At 61.1% G+C, this 15676-nt stretch carries 15 protein-coding genes and 1 tRNA gene; 6 read left to right on the top strand and 10 right to left on the bottom strand.

Going from position 1 to position 15676, the window contains the following annotated elements; translation table 11 throughout:
- The first annotated feature begins 7 nt into the window (after positions 1-7).
- Positions 8-1276, top strand: a complete 1269-nt coding sequence (locus DESLA_RS0101925) for a radical SAM family protein (protein ID WP_028571173.1) — start codon at positions 8-10, stop codon at positions 1274-1276.
- Between the two features lie 63 nt (positions 1277-1339).
- On the opposite strand, the gene purM is transcribed toward DESLA_RS0101925, so the two are convergent.
- Positions 1340-2392 carry a phosphoribosylformylglycinamidine cyclo-ligase gene (gene purM / locus DESLA_RS0101930; protein ID WP_028571174.1) on the bottom strand — a complete coding sequence of 351 codons (1053 nt, stop codon included), beginning with the start codon at positions 2390-2392 and terminating at the stop codon, positions 1340-1342.
- Between the two features lie 305 nt (positions 2393-2697).
- On the opposite strand from purM, the gene DESLA_RS0101935 reads away from it, so the two are divergent.
- The 5 genes from DESLA_RS0101935 to DESLA_RS0101960 all read left to right on the top strand — a co-directional run bounded on the left by DESLA_RS0101935 (position 2698) and on the right by DESLA_RS0101960 (position 6188).
- Positions 2698-3126: a hypothetical protein gene (locus tag DESLA_RS0101935; protein ID WP_028571175.1), complete on the top strand. Its 429-nt coding sequence runs from the start codon at positions 2698-2700 to the stop codon at positions 3124-3126.
- A gap of 214 nt (positions 3127-3340) precedes the next feature.
- Positions 3341-4405 carry an AmmeMemoRadiSam system radical SAM enzyme gene (gene amrS / locus DESLA_RS18160; RefSeq protein ID WP_035261220.1) on the top strand — a complete coding sequence of 355 codons (1065 nt, stop codon included), beginning with the start codon at positions 3341-3343 and terminating at the stop codon, positions 4403-4405.
- Positions 4402-4908 carry a cob(I)yrinic acid a,c-diamide adenosyltransferase gene (locus tag DESLA_RS0101945; RefSeq protein ID WP_028571176.1) on the top strand — a complete coding sequence of 169 codons (507 nt, stop codon included), beginning with the start codon at positions 4402-4404 and terminating at the stop codon, positions 4906-4908. The genes amrS and DESLA_RS0101945 overlap by 4 nt, the downstream gene beginning before the upstream one ends.
- A gap of 272 nt (positions 4909-5180) precedes the next feature.
- Positions 5181-5257 (top strand) — tRNA-Pro (locus DESLA_RS0101955).
- Positions 5258-5324: 67 nt separating this feature from the next.
- The gene (locus DESLA_RS0101960) at positions 5325-6188 is read left to right on the top strand and encodes a YitT family protein (protein WP_028571178.1); all 864 of its coding nucleotides are present in this window, start codon (positions 5325-5327) and stop codon (positions 6186-6188) included.
- An 8-nt stretch (positions 6189-6196) separates the two neighbouring features.
- Here DESLA_RS0101960 and DESLA_RS0101965 read toward each other — a convergent pair whose 3' ends face one another.
- The 9 genes from DESLA_RS0101965 to DESLA_RS0102010 all read right to left on the bottom strand — a co-directional run bounded on the left by DESLA_RS0101965 (position 6197) and on the right by DESLA_RS0102010 (position 15333).
- On the bottom strand, positions 6197-6967 hold the full coding sequence (locus tag DESLA_RS0101965) for a hypothetical protein (protein ID WP_051434294.1): 771 nt from the start codon (positions 6965-6967) through the stop codon (positions 6197-6199).
- Between the two features lie 4 nt (positions 6968-6971).
- Complete coding sequence (locus tag DESLA_RS18165; protein WP_051434295.1) at positions 6972-7730, bottom strand: energy-coupling factor ABC transporter ATP-binding protein; 759 nt, start codon at positions 7728-7730, stop codon at positions 6972-6974.
- On the bottom strand, positions 7727-8296 hold the full coding sequence (locus DESLA_RS0101975) for a biotin transporter BioY (protein WP_028571180.1): 570 nt from the start codon (positions 8294-8296) through the stop codon (positions 7727-7729). Before DESLA_RS0101975 ends, DESLA_RS18165 begins: the two co-directional genes overlap by 4 nt.
- Before the next feature lie 98 nt (positions 8297-8394).
- Positions 8395-9435, bottom strand: a complete 1041-nt coding sequence (locus DESLA_RS23530; RefSeq protein WP_271121201.1) for a rhodanese-like domain-containing protein — start codon at positions 9433-9435, stop codon at positions 8395-8397.
- A 105-nt stretch (positions 9436-9540) separates the two neighbouring features.
- Positions 9541-10836, bottom strand: a complete 1296-nt coding sequence (locus tag DESLA_RS0101990) for a rhodanese-like domain-containing protein (RefSeq protein ID WP_028571181.1) — start codon at positions 10834-10836, stop codon at positions 9541-9543.
- 138 nt (positions 10837-10974) lie between these two features.
- Positions 10975-11700: a formate dehydrogenase subunit gamma gene (locus tag DESLA_RS0101995; protein WP_028571182.1), complete on the bottom strand. Its 726-nt coding sequence runs from the start codon at positions 11698-11700 to the stop codon at positions 10975-10977.
- Between the two features lie 11 nt (positions 11701-11711).
- Positions 11712-12488 carry a 4Fe-4S dicluster domain-containing protein gene (locus DESLA_RS0102000; protein ID WP_028571183.1) on the bottom strand — a complete coding sequence of 259 codons (777 nt, stop codon included), beginning with the start codon at positions 12486-12488 and terminating at the stop codon, positions 11712-11714.
- Positions 12488-14680: a molybdopterin-containing oxidoreductase family protein gene (locus DESLA_RS0102005; RefSeq protein ID WP_028571184.1), complete on the bottom strand. Its 2193-nt coding sequence runs from the start codon at positions 14678-14680 to the stop codon at positions 12488-12490. The genes DESLA_RS0102000 and DESLA_RS0102005 overlap by 1 nt, the downstream gene beginning before the upstream one ends.
- Positions 14681-14988: 308 nt before the next feature.
- The gene (locus DESLA_RS0102010; RefSeq protein ID WP_028571185.1) at positions 14989-15333 is read right to left on the bottom strand and encodes a c-type cytochrome; all 345 of its coding nucleotides are present in this window, start codon (positions 15331-15333) and stop codon (positions 14989-14991) included.
- Positions 15334-15676 lie beyond the last annotated feature (343 nt).

Here is a 15676-nt window from a genome sequence, read left to right on the forward strand (position 1 = left end):
CCCGAACATGAACAAGCACGTCGACGTCAATCCCCGCATGGTCTTCGCGGACCGGCGCGGACGGATCTTCGATCATCCTTCCCTGGGCATGGTGTGCCGGAGTGGCTGGGAATTTCGACGTCCGGAGCCCGAGGAACTGATCCCGCTACCGAAGGAATGCGAGTTGTTTTTGCTCCCTGGTCGGCGTGCCCTGGGCTGGGACGGGGACCGAGGGCGGATCGAGGCGGGAGATCGGACCGCAGTGGCGGCCTTTGTCAGTCCGGGGCATACGCTGAGCGCGGTTTGCGCCTATGAGACGGATCCCGGCGCTCCGGTTCTGCCGCTGTTCGCGTACGGCGCGGTGGGGTATGCCCGGGGGCGGTTTTGGGTCTGCGCGACCCGGGTGGATGAAGACCCGCGACAACGATTTGAGGGCATCTCTCCGAAGCGGATCCAGGCCGGGGCCAGGCAATGGTTGAAGACGTTTCCCAACAATCGGCTGGTTCGGCATCTGGCCGACTGCGCCCTGGTCTCGTCCTGCCCGGCGGCTCGAAACCTGGCCCTGGGGCGGTACGAAGCGCCCTTGCCCACGTCGCGTTCCTGCAATGCCCGCTGCGTGGGCTGTTTGTCCCTGCAACCGCCGGACTCGGGCTTTCCCTCCACCCAGAACCGGATCCGGTTTCAGCCTTCGGCCCGGGAAATCGTGGAAATCATGAACCAGCATGGACAACGGGAACCCCGGGCCATTTTTTCCTTTGGCCAGGGGTGCGAGGGCGAGCCTTTGACCGAGGCGGAATTGATCGCCCGGGCGGTACAGGATTTTCGGGCCTCCGGCGGCCAAGGGACCGTGAACGTGAACACCAACGCCGGTCTGCCGGAGACGATTCCGGATCTGGTCCGGGCCGGGATGTCCTCGATCCGGGTCAGCCTGAACAGCGCTCGGGAAGCGGTGTATGCGCGATACCATCGCCCCCAGGGCTACGCCTTCAGTGACGTGCGGGAAAGCATCCGCAAGGCCAAGCAAGGTGGCCTGTTCGTGTCCCTGAATTATCTATTTTTTCCGGGGATCAGCGACAGGCCCGAAGACGTCGCGGCCCTGATCGACTTGGTCAGGGCCGAACGAGTGGATTTCATCCAGCTCCGGAACATGAATCTCGATCCGGAGGTATATCTTGGTTTGTATGGGGACATGAGCGAGGAGCGGGAGACCGGAATGGACTTGCGATCAATGATCCAGGAGCTGCGACATCAAGCTCCGTGGATTCGCTTCGGCTACTTCAATCCATATCTGGGCTGAGGGGCGGGCTTTTGAACAGCCCGCGGAATCGGGCTGTATCAACATGCCGCCAGTCGTCTCGGATCAGAAGACGATCCGCACCTGTTCTTCGTCCTTATCCTTGCGCTCGTGGAGTTCGCCGATCAGGAAGGCTTCCTGGTTCTGGGCGTTGAGCCGGGAAATGATCTCTTCGGCGTGCTGTTTATCCACCACGAGCAGGAAGCCGATGCCGACGTTGAAGATTTGGTGCATTTCCTCCCAGGAAAGCCGGCCGGCCTGTTTGGCCCACAGAAATTCCTGGGCCACGGGCCAGGAGCCGAACTGGATCGAGGCCAGCAACTGGTTGGGGATGATCCGGGGAATGTTGTCGTAAAATCCGCCGCCGGTAATGTGGACCATGCCTTTGATGGGCAGGTCGCGCAGCAGGTTCAGCACCGGCTTGACGTAGATCTTGGTGGGGCTGAGCAGGACGTCAGCCACGGAGTTCTGGGTTCCGGGGAAGGTGTCCTGACCTTGCAGCCTGGATTCGGCAAGCACTTTACGCACCAGGGAGTAGCCGTTGGCGTGGAATCCCGAGGAGGCCAGCCCGATGAGTTGGTCTCCGGGGCTGGAACGTGAGCCGTCGATGATTTTGGTGTCTTCGACGATGCCGACGCAAAAACCGGCCAGATCATACTCTCCTGGAGAATAAAAGTCCGGCATCTCGGCGGTTTCCCCGCCCAATAGGGCGCACCCGGCCTCCTTGCAGCCCGCGGCGATGCCGGTCACGACCTGTTCGGCCTGGTCCAGGTCCAACTTGCCCGTGGCGAAGTAGTCCAGGAAGAAGAGCGGCTTGGCGCCCTGAACGAGGATATCGTTGACATTCATGGCTACCAGGTCGATACCTATGGTGTCGTGGCGCTGAAAGGCGAAGGCCAGCTTCAGCTTGGTGCCCACGCCGTCCGTGGCCGCGACCAGCACCGGCTCGTTGAACTGGTTCATGTCCGGCTTGAACAGACCGCCGAACCCGCCGATGTCCGAAATGACGCCCTTGGTGTGGGTGGTTGAAATGGCTTTCTTGATCCGATCGACAAGCCGATTGCCTGCCTGGATGTCAACGCCGGCCTGTTGATAGGCCTGAGAGCGATGAGGCATCATGATGACGGTTGCTCCTTGGGAAGGTGATGACGAACGATTCGGGAGAACTACCACTCCCGCGATCATTGTTCAAGGAAAATACTCGGGCTCGTCCAGGACGGATTTCTTCTCGATCCTCACCCGCTATCTGGATCGGTATCGAAATCGAAATCGAAATCGGAATGGGAATCGGAATTTGGAATTGGAAAATGCAGTTCATCACCTCGTGATTACGTCATCTTCTTGGACATGCGTTCGATTTCGATCACGATTTCGATTTGGATTTGGATTTCGATGAGTGTAGCGTCAGGATAAGGAGGTATGGGATGCTTTGTCGATGGATATGGATATTCGGGCTTGGATTCGTCGTGGCCGTGTTTCCGTGTTTCGCGACCGCCGAGGAGTCATGGAGGTCGCACATCCTGGCTCAAGCGGCAGGTGGAGCGTACATTGGCACGGACGAGCGCTCGGGCGACTCCGTGATCCGAGTCGGCCCTTCCGGGGAAGCAAAACCGGGAACCCGGATGTACATGGACAGGAATCCCGGTCCCGGCGGCGACTTGGGGGACAGGGTGATCCATGTGGTCCCGCCCCCGGAGGAAAAGCAGGAAACCGAGGTGCTTTTCGGACCGTTGCTGATCACTCCGGAAATTACCTGGCCTGAAAACACCTGGCGTGGCATGACCAAGCCGGACCCGCGCGTGCCGCATGGTCGCATGCCTAGGGAGCAAAGGGCACCCGGAAGGCGGGAGTAAGACCATTTTAATGCAAAGCTTCTCTTTCGGTATCGGTATCGGTATCGGTATCGGGGTCGAATTAGGATTATTGGCGAACAAACAGTATCGATCCCGATCCCGATACCGACGCCGACCCCGATAACTGCATTTTCTCAAGCGAATAACGCATTGCCGAAGTAGAATTGGTATAAGGCCGAGAGAGGCCCGAATTGGAACCAGCGAGGAGGTGGTGATGAACACGTTCCTGAATTGTCCAACGGATGAGGCCCGTCTCTGGAAGCCGCTCAAGGAGGAAAAGGTGCAGTGTCGGCTTTGCGCTCACTTCTGCGTGATCGCCGAGGCCGAGCGAGGACGATGCGGCGTGCGGGTCAATCGGCAAGGCCGGTTGTATACCCTGGTTCGGGACACCGTGGCCGCGCTGAACCTCGATCCGGTGGAGAAGAAGCCGCTGTATCACTATTTCCCCGGCACCAAGACCCTCTCCCTGGGAACCATGGGCTGCAATCTGTCCTGCTCCTTTTGCCAGAATTCCAGCTTGTCCCAGCCGCCGCGCCGGGGTGAGGCCGTGCGGGGGGAGCGGGTGCAAGCGGAAGCCGTGGTGGACTTGGCCGTGCGTTCCAAGGCCGCCAGCATCTCATACACCTATTCGGAGCCCACGGTATTTTTCGAACTGGTGGAAGACGTCGCCACGCGGGCCGGGGAGCGGGGTCTGGGGAACATTATCGTGTCCAACGGGTTTCAAAGCAGGGAATGCCTGGAGTCCTGGGGGCCGTTGATCAACGCGGCGAACATCGACCTGAAGGCGTTCACCGAAGGGTTCTACAAAGACATCTGCGGGGCCGGGCTTCAGCCTGTTCTGGACAATCTGAAGATCATTCGCGGGCTGGGGTGGTGGTTGGAAGTCACCACCTTGCTCATCCCCGGACTGAATGACGACCCTGGCGAATTGCGGGCCATGGCCGACTTCATTTGCCGGGAATTGGGGCCCCAAACACCCTGGCACCTGTCGCGCTTTCATCCGGACCATGTCATGCTGGACAGACCGCCTACTCCGCCGCAAACTTTGCGGCGGGCCTGGGAGATCGGCAAGGAGTCCGGATTGTTTCATGTCTATGTCGGCAACATCACCGGGGTTGCCGGCGAACAGACCGAATGTTCCGGATGCGGGGCGGCTCTGCTTCGTCGTAACGGGTTTCAGGCCGCCAACATTGGAATGCGTGACGGAGCGTGCCGAGCGTGCGGCGCTCCGGTGGAAGGACACGGCATGGAAATCATGCCGCTGGAGGCATCGACGTGATCGTGGTGTACACCGGAGACGGCAAAGGCAAGACTTCCGCGGCCATGGGGCAGATCATCAGGGCCCTGGGACACGGCCTGCGCGTGGCCTGCGCGCAGTTCATGAAACGGGACGACGTTGCCGGGGAACAACGGTTTCTGGCGTCCCAGCTCGGTGACGACTTCCTTGTCGGCGGTCTGGGATTTTTTCGGGACAACCAGGACCGGACCAGGCACCGGGAGGCGGCCCTGAGCACCCTGGCCTGGGTCTCGTCCAAGGTCGAAGCCGACGTCCAGGTCCTGGTGTTGGACGAGCTCCTGTACGCCCTGGGCGCGGGCGTGCTGGAGCAGAAAGAACTGCAAGCCTTGCTGGACAGGGCCCGAGAGCGAGACGTGCATCTGGTCCTTACCGGGCGCGGTCTCCCGGAATGGCTCGGGCGCCAGGCGGACCTGATTACGGAAATGCTCCCCGTCAAACACCCCTTCAACCAGGGCCAGGGGGCGTTAAAAGGCATTGATTTTTGACGCGTCGGGTCGTAGCGGGCAATACTCAGGGCCAATCTGTTCTCATCAAAATCCACGTCGCGATCGAAATCGGAATCGGAATTGGAATTGGAAAATGCAGTGCAACACCTCGTGATTACACCATCGTTATTGGAGATGATGTTCGATTTCGATCGCGATTTCGATTTCGATACCGATTCAGATAGCGGGCAGGGATTGAGAACAAAATTGCCCTGGGGCAAGTCCGCCGCGGACTTGCCTTACTTCATTGATTCGACTAGTTGTTCGGGGATCGGGGCGTAGCGCAGTTTGGCAGCGCACCTGCCTTGGGAGCAGGGGGCCGGAGGTTCAAATCCTCTCGCCCCGACCAGTGGAACAACGAAGGGTTGCGATGGGTGATCATCGCGACCCTTTTCCTTTTTCTTTGGAGGCCGAGGATGACGAAGCGGGTTGAGAGATTTACGTATACGATCTGGTGGAACCTTTTGTTGATCACCGTTGGGTCGGTGATCATTTCCGCCGCGATGAAGGGCATCGTGGTGCATCACGCGTTCGTTCCCGGCGGGGTGTTCGGCGTCGGACTGCTGATCTTTTATGCGTTCCCGGTGGTATCCGCCGGCATTGTGTACTTTCTTTTGAACATCCCTTTGTTCGTGGTGGGCTGGGTCAATGTCAGTCGGCGATTTTTTTTCTACAGCCTGTATGCCATGGTCGTCGCCACCTTGACCTACGAGCTGATCGATCTGGACTTCGGCATTCAGGACCAGCTTTACGCGGCCATTGCCGCCGGAGGGATCATCGGTTTCGGGGCGGGCATCGTGCTGCGCTCCCTGGGGTCCAACGGAGGGCTGGACGTGGTGGCCGTGTTGTTGAACCAGAAGTACAACATCGGCATCGGGAAAACCTACTTTATCTTCAATTTTGCCTTGTTCAGCGTCAGCTTGCTGGTGCTGGACATTGACCTGATCATTGCCTCCCTGATTCTTGTATTCATCACCTCCGTGGTCCTGGAATCCACCCTGGGCTTGTTCAACCAACGCAAGCTCGTCCTGATCATCTCCGATCGCAGCCAGGAGATCGCCGACGAAATGATCAACCACCTGAAGATGGGCGCGACGTTCATCCGCGGTCACGGGGCTTACTCCCGGAAGGATAAGGACATCATCATGGCCATCACCAACAACATCGTCTTAAAACGCCTGGAAGAGCTTGTTTTTTCCAAGGACGAGCACGCCATTTTCGTCGTGGAAAACACATTCAACGTGCTGGGCTCCAGTTTCGCCAAGCGCAAGATTTATTGAACGGCTCGTTATTCCGTCAGAATCAGGCCAAGTTGCGAAAGCACTCCCCAAAGGACACCCAAGACCAGAATCGGGATCAGGACCGCAGCCCATTCTTCAGGTTTAACCGCTCGTTCCGGTCGCCAGGCCTCGGGGCAATCCAGATCTCGGGCGGCCACGGCCAGGGTTTGGGTCCATGTTGTCTGACTGAGTACCCGGAGCAGGGCCAGGGGGATCAGGCGGAGGCGGGTCGTCCAGGGGCAGTCCGGCCAGCGCATGGTCAGGCCTTGGCGCAGTCCGCCGACAGCCGCCAGGGCCAGGGGCAGGAAATGGATCATCAGGCTCAGGGCCAGGGCGGTTTTCCAGGCTCGGGAGCCGAGCACGGGCCGCAGGTACCAGGCCAGGCCGAGGCCCAACCGACGCGGGGAGGTGGACAGGGTCAGGGTGAAGCCCAGCAGGAGAAGTGTTGTCAGCCTGACCCCCAACTCGGCTCCCGCTCCCAATCCGGCGAGCAGCTCGGCCCCTGCCCAGATATCCAGTCCGCACTTGAGTCCGGACCAGACCGAAACAAAAAGAAACGCCATCCGCCACAACGTCCCGTTGGCCCTGGTGAATCCCCCCAGGGCCCGGCAGGACGCCCCGGCGAACAGCGTCAGAAAAAACAAGATCGGCAGGGGAAGCTGCCAGAGGACCATGCCGACGAGCAGGGCAAAGGCCAGCTTGGGGCGGGCGTCCAGGGCCAGGAGGGCGCGGCCGAGTCCGTCGCGTGGGGTTGGGGCGAGCAGGGGGATGAAGGTCATGCTTTCAGGTGAGTGGGGTCGGGGCCGGAGATGGGGCGTGGCGATCGTCCCAGGGCAGGATGCCCAGCCCGGCTCGCCAGGAGCAAGGCGGGCGCACGTCCAGGGACTCCAGAAGGGGGAAGACCTCCCGGGCCGGGCCAAAGGCCGTTTGGCGACCGCCGGACAGGACCAGCCACAGGTCGGCCAGATCGGCCAGGGGTTCCAGGTCGTGGCAGGCGATGATCTGGGTCAGGCCGCTGTCCCGGTTGGCCTGGAGCATGGTCCGGATTTCCCGGATGCCCGGATAGTCCAGCCCGGCAAAGGGTTCGTCCAGGAGCAGCAGTTCCGGGCGGGGCAGCAGGGCCGTGGCCAGGCAGAGTTTGCGTTTCTGGCCGTGGGACAGGGTATGCACCGGGGTGTCCGGCCCGGGCAGGTGCAGACGGGCGGCCAGATCCAGGGCTTCGCCGCGGCGCTCAGGAGCCAGCCCCAGACAAATGTCCTCGTCGATGGTGGTCCCGATAATGCTCAGATCCGCCTCCTGGAGCACCAGGGCGGCTTTGCGTCGCACCGTCTCGCCATCCTGAAGCGCGTCCTTTCCAGCGACCCGGAGGGTGCCGGATGAAGGCGGCAGCAGTCCGGCCAACAGAGCGAGCAGCGTCGACTTGCCAGCTCCGTTGGGACCGACGAGGCCGAGGATTCGCCCTTTGTCCAGAGTGAAGGCTATGTCCCGGAGGATGGGAGCGGACGGCGCATAGGCAAAATGAACCGAGGCGGCGCTGATCACCGTGGCAGCAACCCCCGACCGTGCATGATCCGCCAGGTGGCCACGGCCATGACCAGCTTGACCAGATCCTGCAGGATGAACGGCAGGAAGCCGATGGTCAGGGCTTTGTTCCAGCCGATGTCCAGAACGCGGACCAGGTTGAGCAGGCCACAAGCGTAGAGCAGGGCCAGACCCAGCAGTCCGGCCAGCAAGCCGAGGGCCCAACTGGGTGTTTGGCTGGGTGTCCGGGCGGTCTTCCGAGCCTGGGTGAGCAGGCCGATGGCCCCGGCGGCCAGGACGAAGCCGATCAGATAGCCGCCCGTGGGGCCGAAAAGCACGGCCAGGCCGGATTTCCCCCCGGCGAAGACGGGCAGGCCGATGCTCCCGGCGGCGACGAAGAGCAGGACCGCGATCATCCCGTGGGGCCAGCCCAGCAGAAAACCGGCCAGCATGATGAACAAGGGCTGCATGGAAAAGGGCACCGGCCCCAGGGGAATGGACAAAAACGACCCCACGGCGATCAAGGAGGCCATCAAGGCGGTCCAGACCATGACGTGGAGGGATTGCAAGGAGGTGGTGGCGGGCATGGTGAGCGATTCTTCCTGGTTGAGGGTGATCAAAAAGGCCGCGTAACCGAAGTATGTTAAGAGACCTCTCAAGATCGCACAAGCCCCACTTTTCCTCCCTATTGCGCCACCACGGCCTTCCTGATCAGTTCGAACAACGCATCCACGTCCTCCAACCCTCCCTCGTGGTACAGCACCACCTGGACCCGGGCGTCGGGCAGGATTTTGACCAGGTAGATCAGCGGGATTTCACCGGCGCCCACGGATTCGAACATGACTTGGCGTTCGTCGGGCAGGAGCGGATACGGCACGTGGTGCGAGCGCTTGAAGCGCAGCACGCTGCGCTGGGTGTCGCCCACGCCGATGCCGATCATTTTCAGGCGCGGTCCGACTCCGGGGTCGTTGTGGAGCAGGGTGAACAGACGGTTATATTGCTCCACCTCCTGGACGCACTGGTGGCAGTGCTCGCCGTAGTACTTGAGCAGGACGAACTCCGCGGGCACGTCGGCCAGGAAAAAATTGGCCGATTCCTGCTCCAGCCCCAGGTAGGCGAAATCCTCCGTTCTGTCCGAGGCGGTGAGCACGCAGGGCGGGAAGTACTGACCGGGCTGGAGCCGATGAGATCGGACTTCGCAGACTTGAAGGTCCGGGTAGTGTTCGCGCCAGGCGATGTACCCGGCGGGGTAGCGGATGACGTTGGCGTATCCCAGGCGCACGGCCCAGGCTGCGGCGATCTCGCTGAGCAGTCAGCGAAAGTCCCGGCAGTAGATCACGATGGGCCGATCCTTGTCCGGCCCGAAGGTGTCCAGCATGGCTTGGCGGCGCTCGGGGGGCAGGTCGCCCCGGTCGCGCAGATCCACGGGCAGGCTCACGGCCTCGGGCATATGGCCGGAAACGAACTCGTAGGAAAAGCGCACGTCCACCAGCAGCACGTCAGGATTTTCGTCCATCAACCGACGCAGTTCCGGGGTGGTGATCAGGGTGTAGCCGTCTCGGTCCGCGCTGCGCTGGGCCTGGGTGAACAGGGGCGAGGTTTCTTCGGCTGCCTGGACAACGCTGCCCTGGGGCGCGGCCAGGGCTGGCCAGGCGCTGGAGAGCAGGAACAGGGATACGGCCAATGCCTTGAAACGGTTGGCGAAGTGGTTTCGATTCATGAGCATGGAAAGCCTCCCGTGTCGTGAAGTGAACAAAAAAGCCGTCCTCCCCCGGCTTGCCGGGCTTGGACGGCCTGATTCTATCTCATCGAGCGAACCGCGATCAGAGCGTTAATTGATCGTGAATTCACCCGCGGGAGTGTAACTGACGTTGGCGTCGACATAGTAGACGTCCTTCAGGTCTGGACGCATGAACTGGAAGAGGTAATAGGCTTCTCCACTGCGCGCGCCCGTGGAGCAGATGAAGACGATGGGCTTGTCATCCGTGCTGAAGACAGCGATCTGGTCTTCCAGTTCGTTCACGGTCATGTTCAGGGCGCTGGGGATGTGTCCGGCGGCGAACTCTGCCGGGGAACGGACGTCGATGAGCTGGATGCTCCCCGGGTTGTCCTTCATCAGTTGGACGAAGAAGTCGTTGTCAATGGTCCCTTCAGCCGAACCGCTTTTCAGGGTGCCTTCTTCAGCCGGAGCCTTGGGCGCGGCCGGGGCCGCGACAGTCATGTGCGGGCCGTCGGCGGTCCAGACCACGTAGCCGCGTTCCACCCACTCGGGATCCCCGGCGGGGTAAACGGCGATATTGGTGTAGCCCAGGGCCTCGGCCTTCCAGGCGGACTGATGGCTCAAGGGGCAGTGCGTCCCGCCGCAATAGAAGATCAGTTTGGTGTTTTTGTCCGCTGGCAGGACCTCGGCGGCCATCCGGTCGAACTGGCTGTCCGGCAGGCTGACGGCGGTGGGGATGTGGCCCACGTCGTAGCGGGGCTGCTTGGGCCGGGAGTCGATGATCATCACGTCGGTCACCGGAGTGGCCGAGAGCACGGCCCGGGCCACGATGGGCCGGACGGTGTCGATGGTGATCTGGGTGTGGTAGGGTTCAGGAACCTGGGCCTTGTCCAATTCGGGGAGCGGGGTGCGCACGTCGCGGGCGGTCCAGACTTGGTAGCCCAGCTTGACCCATTCCGGATCCCCGGCGGGATACACGGCCACGTTGGTGTAGCCCAGGGCCTCGGCCTTCCAGGCGGACTGGTGGCTCAGGGGGCAGTGCAGGCCGCCGCAGTAGAAGACCAGCAGCGTGCTTTTGTCCGCGGGGAGGACTTCCGCGGCCCGACTGTCGAACTGGCTGTCCGGCATGCTGACGGCGGTGGGGATATGCCCGACGTCGTAGCGGGGTTGTTTGGGCCGGGAGTCGATGATCATGAAATCCGTGGGCGATTCGCTGCGCAGCATGGCCTCAAAGACCAGCGGCTTGACGAACTCGATGTCCACCAGGGTGTGGTAGGGTTCCGGGACCTGGGCCGGGTCCAGGTCGAACTTCGCGGTTTTGGGGCCGTGGTGCCCGGCGCAACCGGCCAGAAACAGGACCGCCAGGGCGGAGATGATCAGCCGCATGGTAATCGAATATTTTCGCATGTTCTCGCTCCTTGGGTTGATGGTTTCGCTGCGGGCGTCTCTCCCGCGGCATGTTTTTTCAGCGTGTAGTGCCAGGTTTTTCAGGTAAAGGCGGTTCGCTCAGTAGAGGCGATTCGCGAACCGCCCCTCCAGCACCCTTCACCCTTCGACCTTCCTTTCCTCCCCAGCCACTTCCTCGTACCACAACTGGTGATGGTGCTTGGCGTAGTGTTCGGGAACGGTGCCGGTGAACATGGACTTGAAGGCCGGCTTTTCCTCCTTGGAAATGGCGGCCATGTAGATGTGCACCAGCATTCCGGCGGTGACCAGGCCGACCGTGAGGTAGTGGATGGTCCGGGACCAGGCCGCGGGATCAGGGTTGTCGAGCATGATGGGGGAGAGGAACATGATCACGCCCGTGACCACGATGACGATCCCGCCCAGCACCGTGGCCTGGGCGAAGAGCTTCTGCCCGAAGTTGTAGAAACCCTGGGGCGGCATGTCCGGGGTCATGCCGAAGCGCTGAAAGCCCTTCTTGCCCATGGTCATCTTCAGGTTCATCTTCATGAACCAGGTCATGTCCCTGGACGGGGAGACGGTGAAGACTTCTTTCAGGAAGAGCCATGTCTCCCTGGGCTTGAGCAGCACGTAAAGCACGAACACCCCGGCCCAGATCAGGCCCAGATACTGGTGTACGGCCAGTAGGTTCTCGCCGCCCCCGAACAGGGCGCGCATCAGGTTCGGCCACCACGCACCCAGAGGATTGAGCTGGTCGTTCTTGATCAGCCCCAGGCCGGTGAGCAGCAGGGCGATCCAGCAGAAGGCGTTGAACCAGTGGATGAAAATGGACAACTTGTCATGTCGATGAATCAGTTTTTCACTCATGGCACACACCTTTAGTCCTGCTTGGAGACTGTCGATTCAGGGGGGTTTGCTTCGTGCTCGTCGTCCTCTGGATCTGGCGGGTCCGGAGCAAAGGCCTGCTTGGCCCACATCCCGGCAACGCCCAGGGCGGACAGCCCCACGGCGACCGTGACCAGCGGATTGACCAGCGAGGCCATGACTGAATAGGCCTGTGGATACTCCACGTCTCCTGGCCAGTCCGCGGGCTCCGTGGCCGCGATATAGTACAGGTTGGGCTGGGTATCGATGTTTTTACTGGTCACCCGCACCGTGGTTTTTTCCCGCAGCAGCCGGGAGACTTCGCTGTCCGGATCGTTGAGATCCCCGAAGACCCGTGCCTTGGTGGGACAGGTGTCCACGCAGGCCGGAACCAGTCCCCGGGCCAGTCTGCCCGAGCTGAAGCAGAAGTCGCATTTGTCCGGAACGCGTTTTTCCGGATGCCGGTACCGGGCCCCGTAGGGACAGGCCCGCACGCAGTTGCCGCAGCCGATGCATAGGGATTCATTGACGTGGACGATCCCGGTTTCCCGATCCTTGAACGTGGCCCCGCTGGGACAGGCCGTGACGCAGGTGGGCACGTCGCACTGCATGCACCCGCCGGGCTGGAAATGGGTCCGGGTCAGCTTGCCCAGGGAAAAGTCCGGGGTGGTGTGCTTGATCCAATTGCGCCAGTACCCCTTGGGCACGTTGTTCTGGACCTTGCAGGAAACCATGCAGCCCTTGCAGTCGATACAGACGGAAGAGTCCACGACCATGGCGTATTTTTTCATCAGCCCACCTTCCTGCTCACGGTTACAAGGGTCTCATGCATGGCCATGTTGCCGGAAATATGGTCCACGTGATCCTCCAGGACTTCGGCGATGCTGGCTCCCCGGTTGTGCACCAAGCGCTGGCCCGGAGAGAGCGCCCCGAAGCCGGTGGCCATGTACACGGTGTCTTTTTCAATGCCCTCGAAGAATTTCAAGGCCAGTTCCACCTGGGCGACACCGCTGGTCACGAAGACCCGCTCTCCGTCGCCAAAGCCCATCCGCGTGGCCGTTTTGGGGTGAATCCAGAGGGTGTTTTCCTCTTCGAACTCAATGAGCAGGGCGTTGTTGGTATTGCTGTGGGTGAAGAAGGCCGTGCGGCCCACCACCAGACGGAGCTTGCCCTCTTCCCGACGCGGTGGCTTGTACGTCGGCATGGGGTCCAGGCCCATGTTGGCGTAACGCTGGTTGTAGAGCTCGATCTTCTGGGCCTGGGTCTTCAGCGGCACGTCGAAGTAGATGCCGTAAACCTTGCTGGGGTTGTAGTAGACCCCGTCTTCCTTGATGGCCTGGGCCGCTTCGGGGATGCTGGCCAATTGCCATTCCCGGTACTGGTCGATGGTGAAGTCGAACGTTTCCGGAAAACCCAGGCGCTTGGACAGCTCGGTACATATCCAGCGCATGTCCCGGGACTCGTACATCGCCGGGACCACGGCGTCGCGCCAGATGGCGCAGGCGCAGGCCGAGGAGCCCTGCAGGGCCGAGACCGGGTCGTTGCGTTCCAGAAAGCTGGGAGAGGGCAGGAGCAGGTCCGAGTACCAGGCCGTGTCGGTCATGGCGATGTCCGCGTTGACGATGAAGTCGAGATGGTCGAGCATCTCGATGGTCTTCTTGCGATTGGCCGCGGTCTGCATGAAGTTGGTCTTGAAGGTGAACCAGCCCCGGATGGGGTAAGGCTCTTCCTTGATGATCGCGTCGCGCATCAGCTTGAACGAGCCCTCGTGATGGATCAGGCCCGGGGCCATGCCGTGGTCGATGCGGTCGTCCGGGTTGTCGTCGTACCAGGGGATGTCGAAGTACGGGGCGCGTACGCCGACTTCCCGTGACGCCAGGATTCCGCCGGGGCGGTCCCAGTTGGCCAGCAGGGCGTTGACGATGGCCATGGAGCGGCGAATCTGGGAAGAATCCTCATAGTCCGAGGTTCGTCGTCCGGTATAGACCATGGCCGTGGGGGCCGCGGCGGCGATTTCCCGGGCAATGCGCCGGATGTCCTCGGCCGGTATTCCGGTCTCCCCGGCGGCCCATTCCGGGCTGTATTCGCGGACATGGGCGCGCAACTCCTCCAAACCGAAGAGCATTTCGTCCGCGAACTGGCGATCGTACAGCCCCTCGTGAATAATCACATGGGCCAGGGCCAGGAAAAAAGCCATATCCGTGTGCGGCCGGATGGAGAACCACTCGTCGGCCATGGCCGCGGTCTTGGTGTAGCGCGGGTCCAGGACGACAATCTTACAGCCGTTTTTGCGGGCCTCCATCAGGTCGATGGTGTCCGGAGTGATGATGGCCTCAAAGGGGTTGGCCCCGGCGATGATGATGTACTTGGTGTACAGCACGTCCGGGTAGGGAGTCTCCCCGAAGGTGTCCAGATAGGCCCGGGCGTTGCTCAGCAGGCACAAGGTTTCGTGGGAAGTAATGTTGTAGGAGCCGAAGACCTCGGCGAAGCGGATCAGGAACTGGGACTGCATGTCCGAGCCGGGTGAGAACATGACTCCGCAGCGGGTATACTTTTCAGCGATGCGCTCAAACTGCTCGGCGGTGTGGTCCAGGGCCTGGTCCCAGGAGAGGCGCTGCCACTTGCCCTCGCCCCGGGCCCCCTTGCGCAGCAGAGGGTGTTTGAGTCGGTCCGGGTCGTAGATGTGCGCCGTGGCCGCGTTGCCCCGGGCGCAGAGCATGCCTCGGGATTTGAGGAATTTCGGGTTGGGGTCCAGCTTGATCACCCGACCGTTCTGGACCCTGGCGATCATCCCGCACCGGTTGAAACACATGTCGCAGGCCGTGTAGTGATCGGTGATCGGCCCGGCCTGAAGGGCCGGAGCCGCGGCGTGTCCGGTGGACACCAGGCCCGTTAGGGCCGGGACCCCGGCCGCGGCGGTCATGGCCGCCGCGGATGCCCGCAGGAAATTACGTCGTGAAAGTGTTTTCGTCGTCTCATCCATGCCAAGCTCCTCGTGGGACCCAGCCCGGATTCAGCGGGCCCCGCTGAATCCGGGCATACGTCCGGAGTCGGTTCTCGGTTCACAAGCCAACGAATCGGCTTTATGACGAGTGTTCAGCCCTTTTTTGGGCTTATAACATCCTGCCCTGTAACTGCTCAAAAAGGTCGGGCGCAGCCAGAACGTTACCTTAAGCATCTGGATTCCCGCCTTCGCGGGAATGACTTCAATTCGTACGCTTTTCGAAGCTCGTCATGCCCGCGAAGGCGGGCATCCAGGCTCTGCTTGCCATAAGTTTCAGAGTTACACCGTTATCCGCACTTGGCCGGAGTCGGGGAGTCCATGGCTCCGTCATACAAGTACTGATAGATGTCCAGGCGATCCTGGTCCGAGAGCTTCTCGCCCCAATGTTCAACACAAGGCATTTCCGTGTAGGCGTCGAATACCGCTTTCCAGTCGGCCTGGGTCTTGGAGTCCGGGCCGAGGTAGTGTGAAGGAACAGCTCCCACCGGGTTTTCCATGTGACAGGGGCGGCATTCCTGGCGGAACAGGAACCGGCCTTTCCGGGCGTTGCCGGCTTCAGCGGCGACGGAAATGCCAATGTAGGATGCCAGGATGACCGCGACGCCGATGCCCATCAATGTTTGCTTTCTCATGCTCGTCTCCTTTTCGTGGTTATATGATTTTGGGTGCGTTCAATGTCGGTTGGTACGCCTCACTAAGCAGAATGTATGCCAGTTAGGGGTGTGTTGCTATAAGCTTTTGAATGATATATGTTTTATCTTCCCTCCTTCTGCTTTTTGGACCGCCAACAGGGTCTGATGTGTGAGGGTGTGCGTTGACAGGTGTTTAATCATGTCCATAAATTGATGAACAGCCGTTCGACGAGGCAACGGTTTTTTTAGTCTCGTACTCATGATACACGTTTTTGGAGAGAGCATGCAACCGGCAAAATTACTTGAAAACACCTTTCAATCCGGCGGCCCGGCTCAGGGCCGG

Origin of the sequence: Desulfonatronum lacustre DSM 10312 (assembly GCF_000519265.1) — a bacterium.
Taxonomy (GTDB): Bacteria; Desulfobacterota; Desulfovibrionia; order Desulfovibrionales; family Desulfonatronaceae; genus Desulfonatronum; species Desulfonatronum lacustre.

Excerpts from the sequence above, each read along its gene's own strand:
- DESLA_RS0101925 (WP_028571173.1), top strand. The coding sequence starts at position 8 with ATGAACAAGCACGTCGACGTCAATCCCCGCATGGTCTTCGCGGACCGG.
- purM (WP_028571174.1), bottom strand. The coding sequence starts at position 2,392 with ATGATGCCTCATCGCTCTCAGGCCTATCAACAGGCCGGCGTTGACATC.
- DESLA_RS0101935 (WP_028571175.1), top strand. The coding sequence starts at position 2,698 with ATGCTTTGTCGATGGATATGGATATTCGGGCTTGGATTCGTCGTGGCC.
- amrS (WP_035261220.1), top strand. The coding sequence starts at position 3,341 with ATGAACACGTTCCTGAATTGTCCAACGGATGAGGCCCGTCTCTGGAAG.
- DESLA_RS0101960 (WP_028571178.1), top strand. The coding sequence starts at position 5,325 with ATGACGAAGCGGGTTGAGAGATTTACGTATACGATCTGGTGGAACCTT.
- DESLA_RS0101965 (WP_051434294.1), bottom strand. The coding sequence starts at position 6,967 with ATGACCTTCATCCCCCTGCTCGCCCCAACCCCACGCGACGGACTCGGC.
- DESLA_RS0101975 (WP_028571180.1), bottom strand. The coding sequence starts at position 8,296 with ATGCCCGCCACCACCTCCTTGCAATCCCTCCACGTCATGGTCTGGACC.
- DESLA_RS0101990 (WP_028571181.1), bottom strand. The coding sequence starts at position 10,836 with ATGCGAAAATATTCGATTACCATGCGGCTGATCATCTCCGCCCTGGCG.
- DESLA_RS0101995 (WP_028571182.1), bottom strand. The coding sequence starts at position 11,700 with ATGAGTGAAAAACTGATTCATCGACATGACAAGTTGTCCATTTTCATC.
- DESLA_RS0102000 (WP_028571183.1), bottom strand. The coding sequence starts at position 12,488 with ATGAAAAAATACGCCATGGTCGTGGACTCTTCCGTCTGTATCGACTGC.
- DESLA_RS0102005 (WP_028571184.1), bottom strand. The coding sequence starts at position 14,680 with ATGGATGAGACGACGAAAACACTTTCACGACGTAATTTCCTGCGGGCA.
- DESLA_RS0102010 (WP_028571185.1), bottom strand. The coding sequence starts at position 15,333 with ATGAGAAAGCAAACATTGATGGGCATCGGCGTCGCGGTCATCCTGGCA.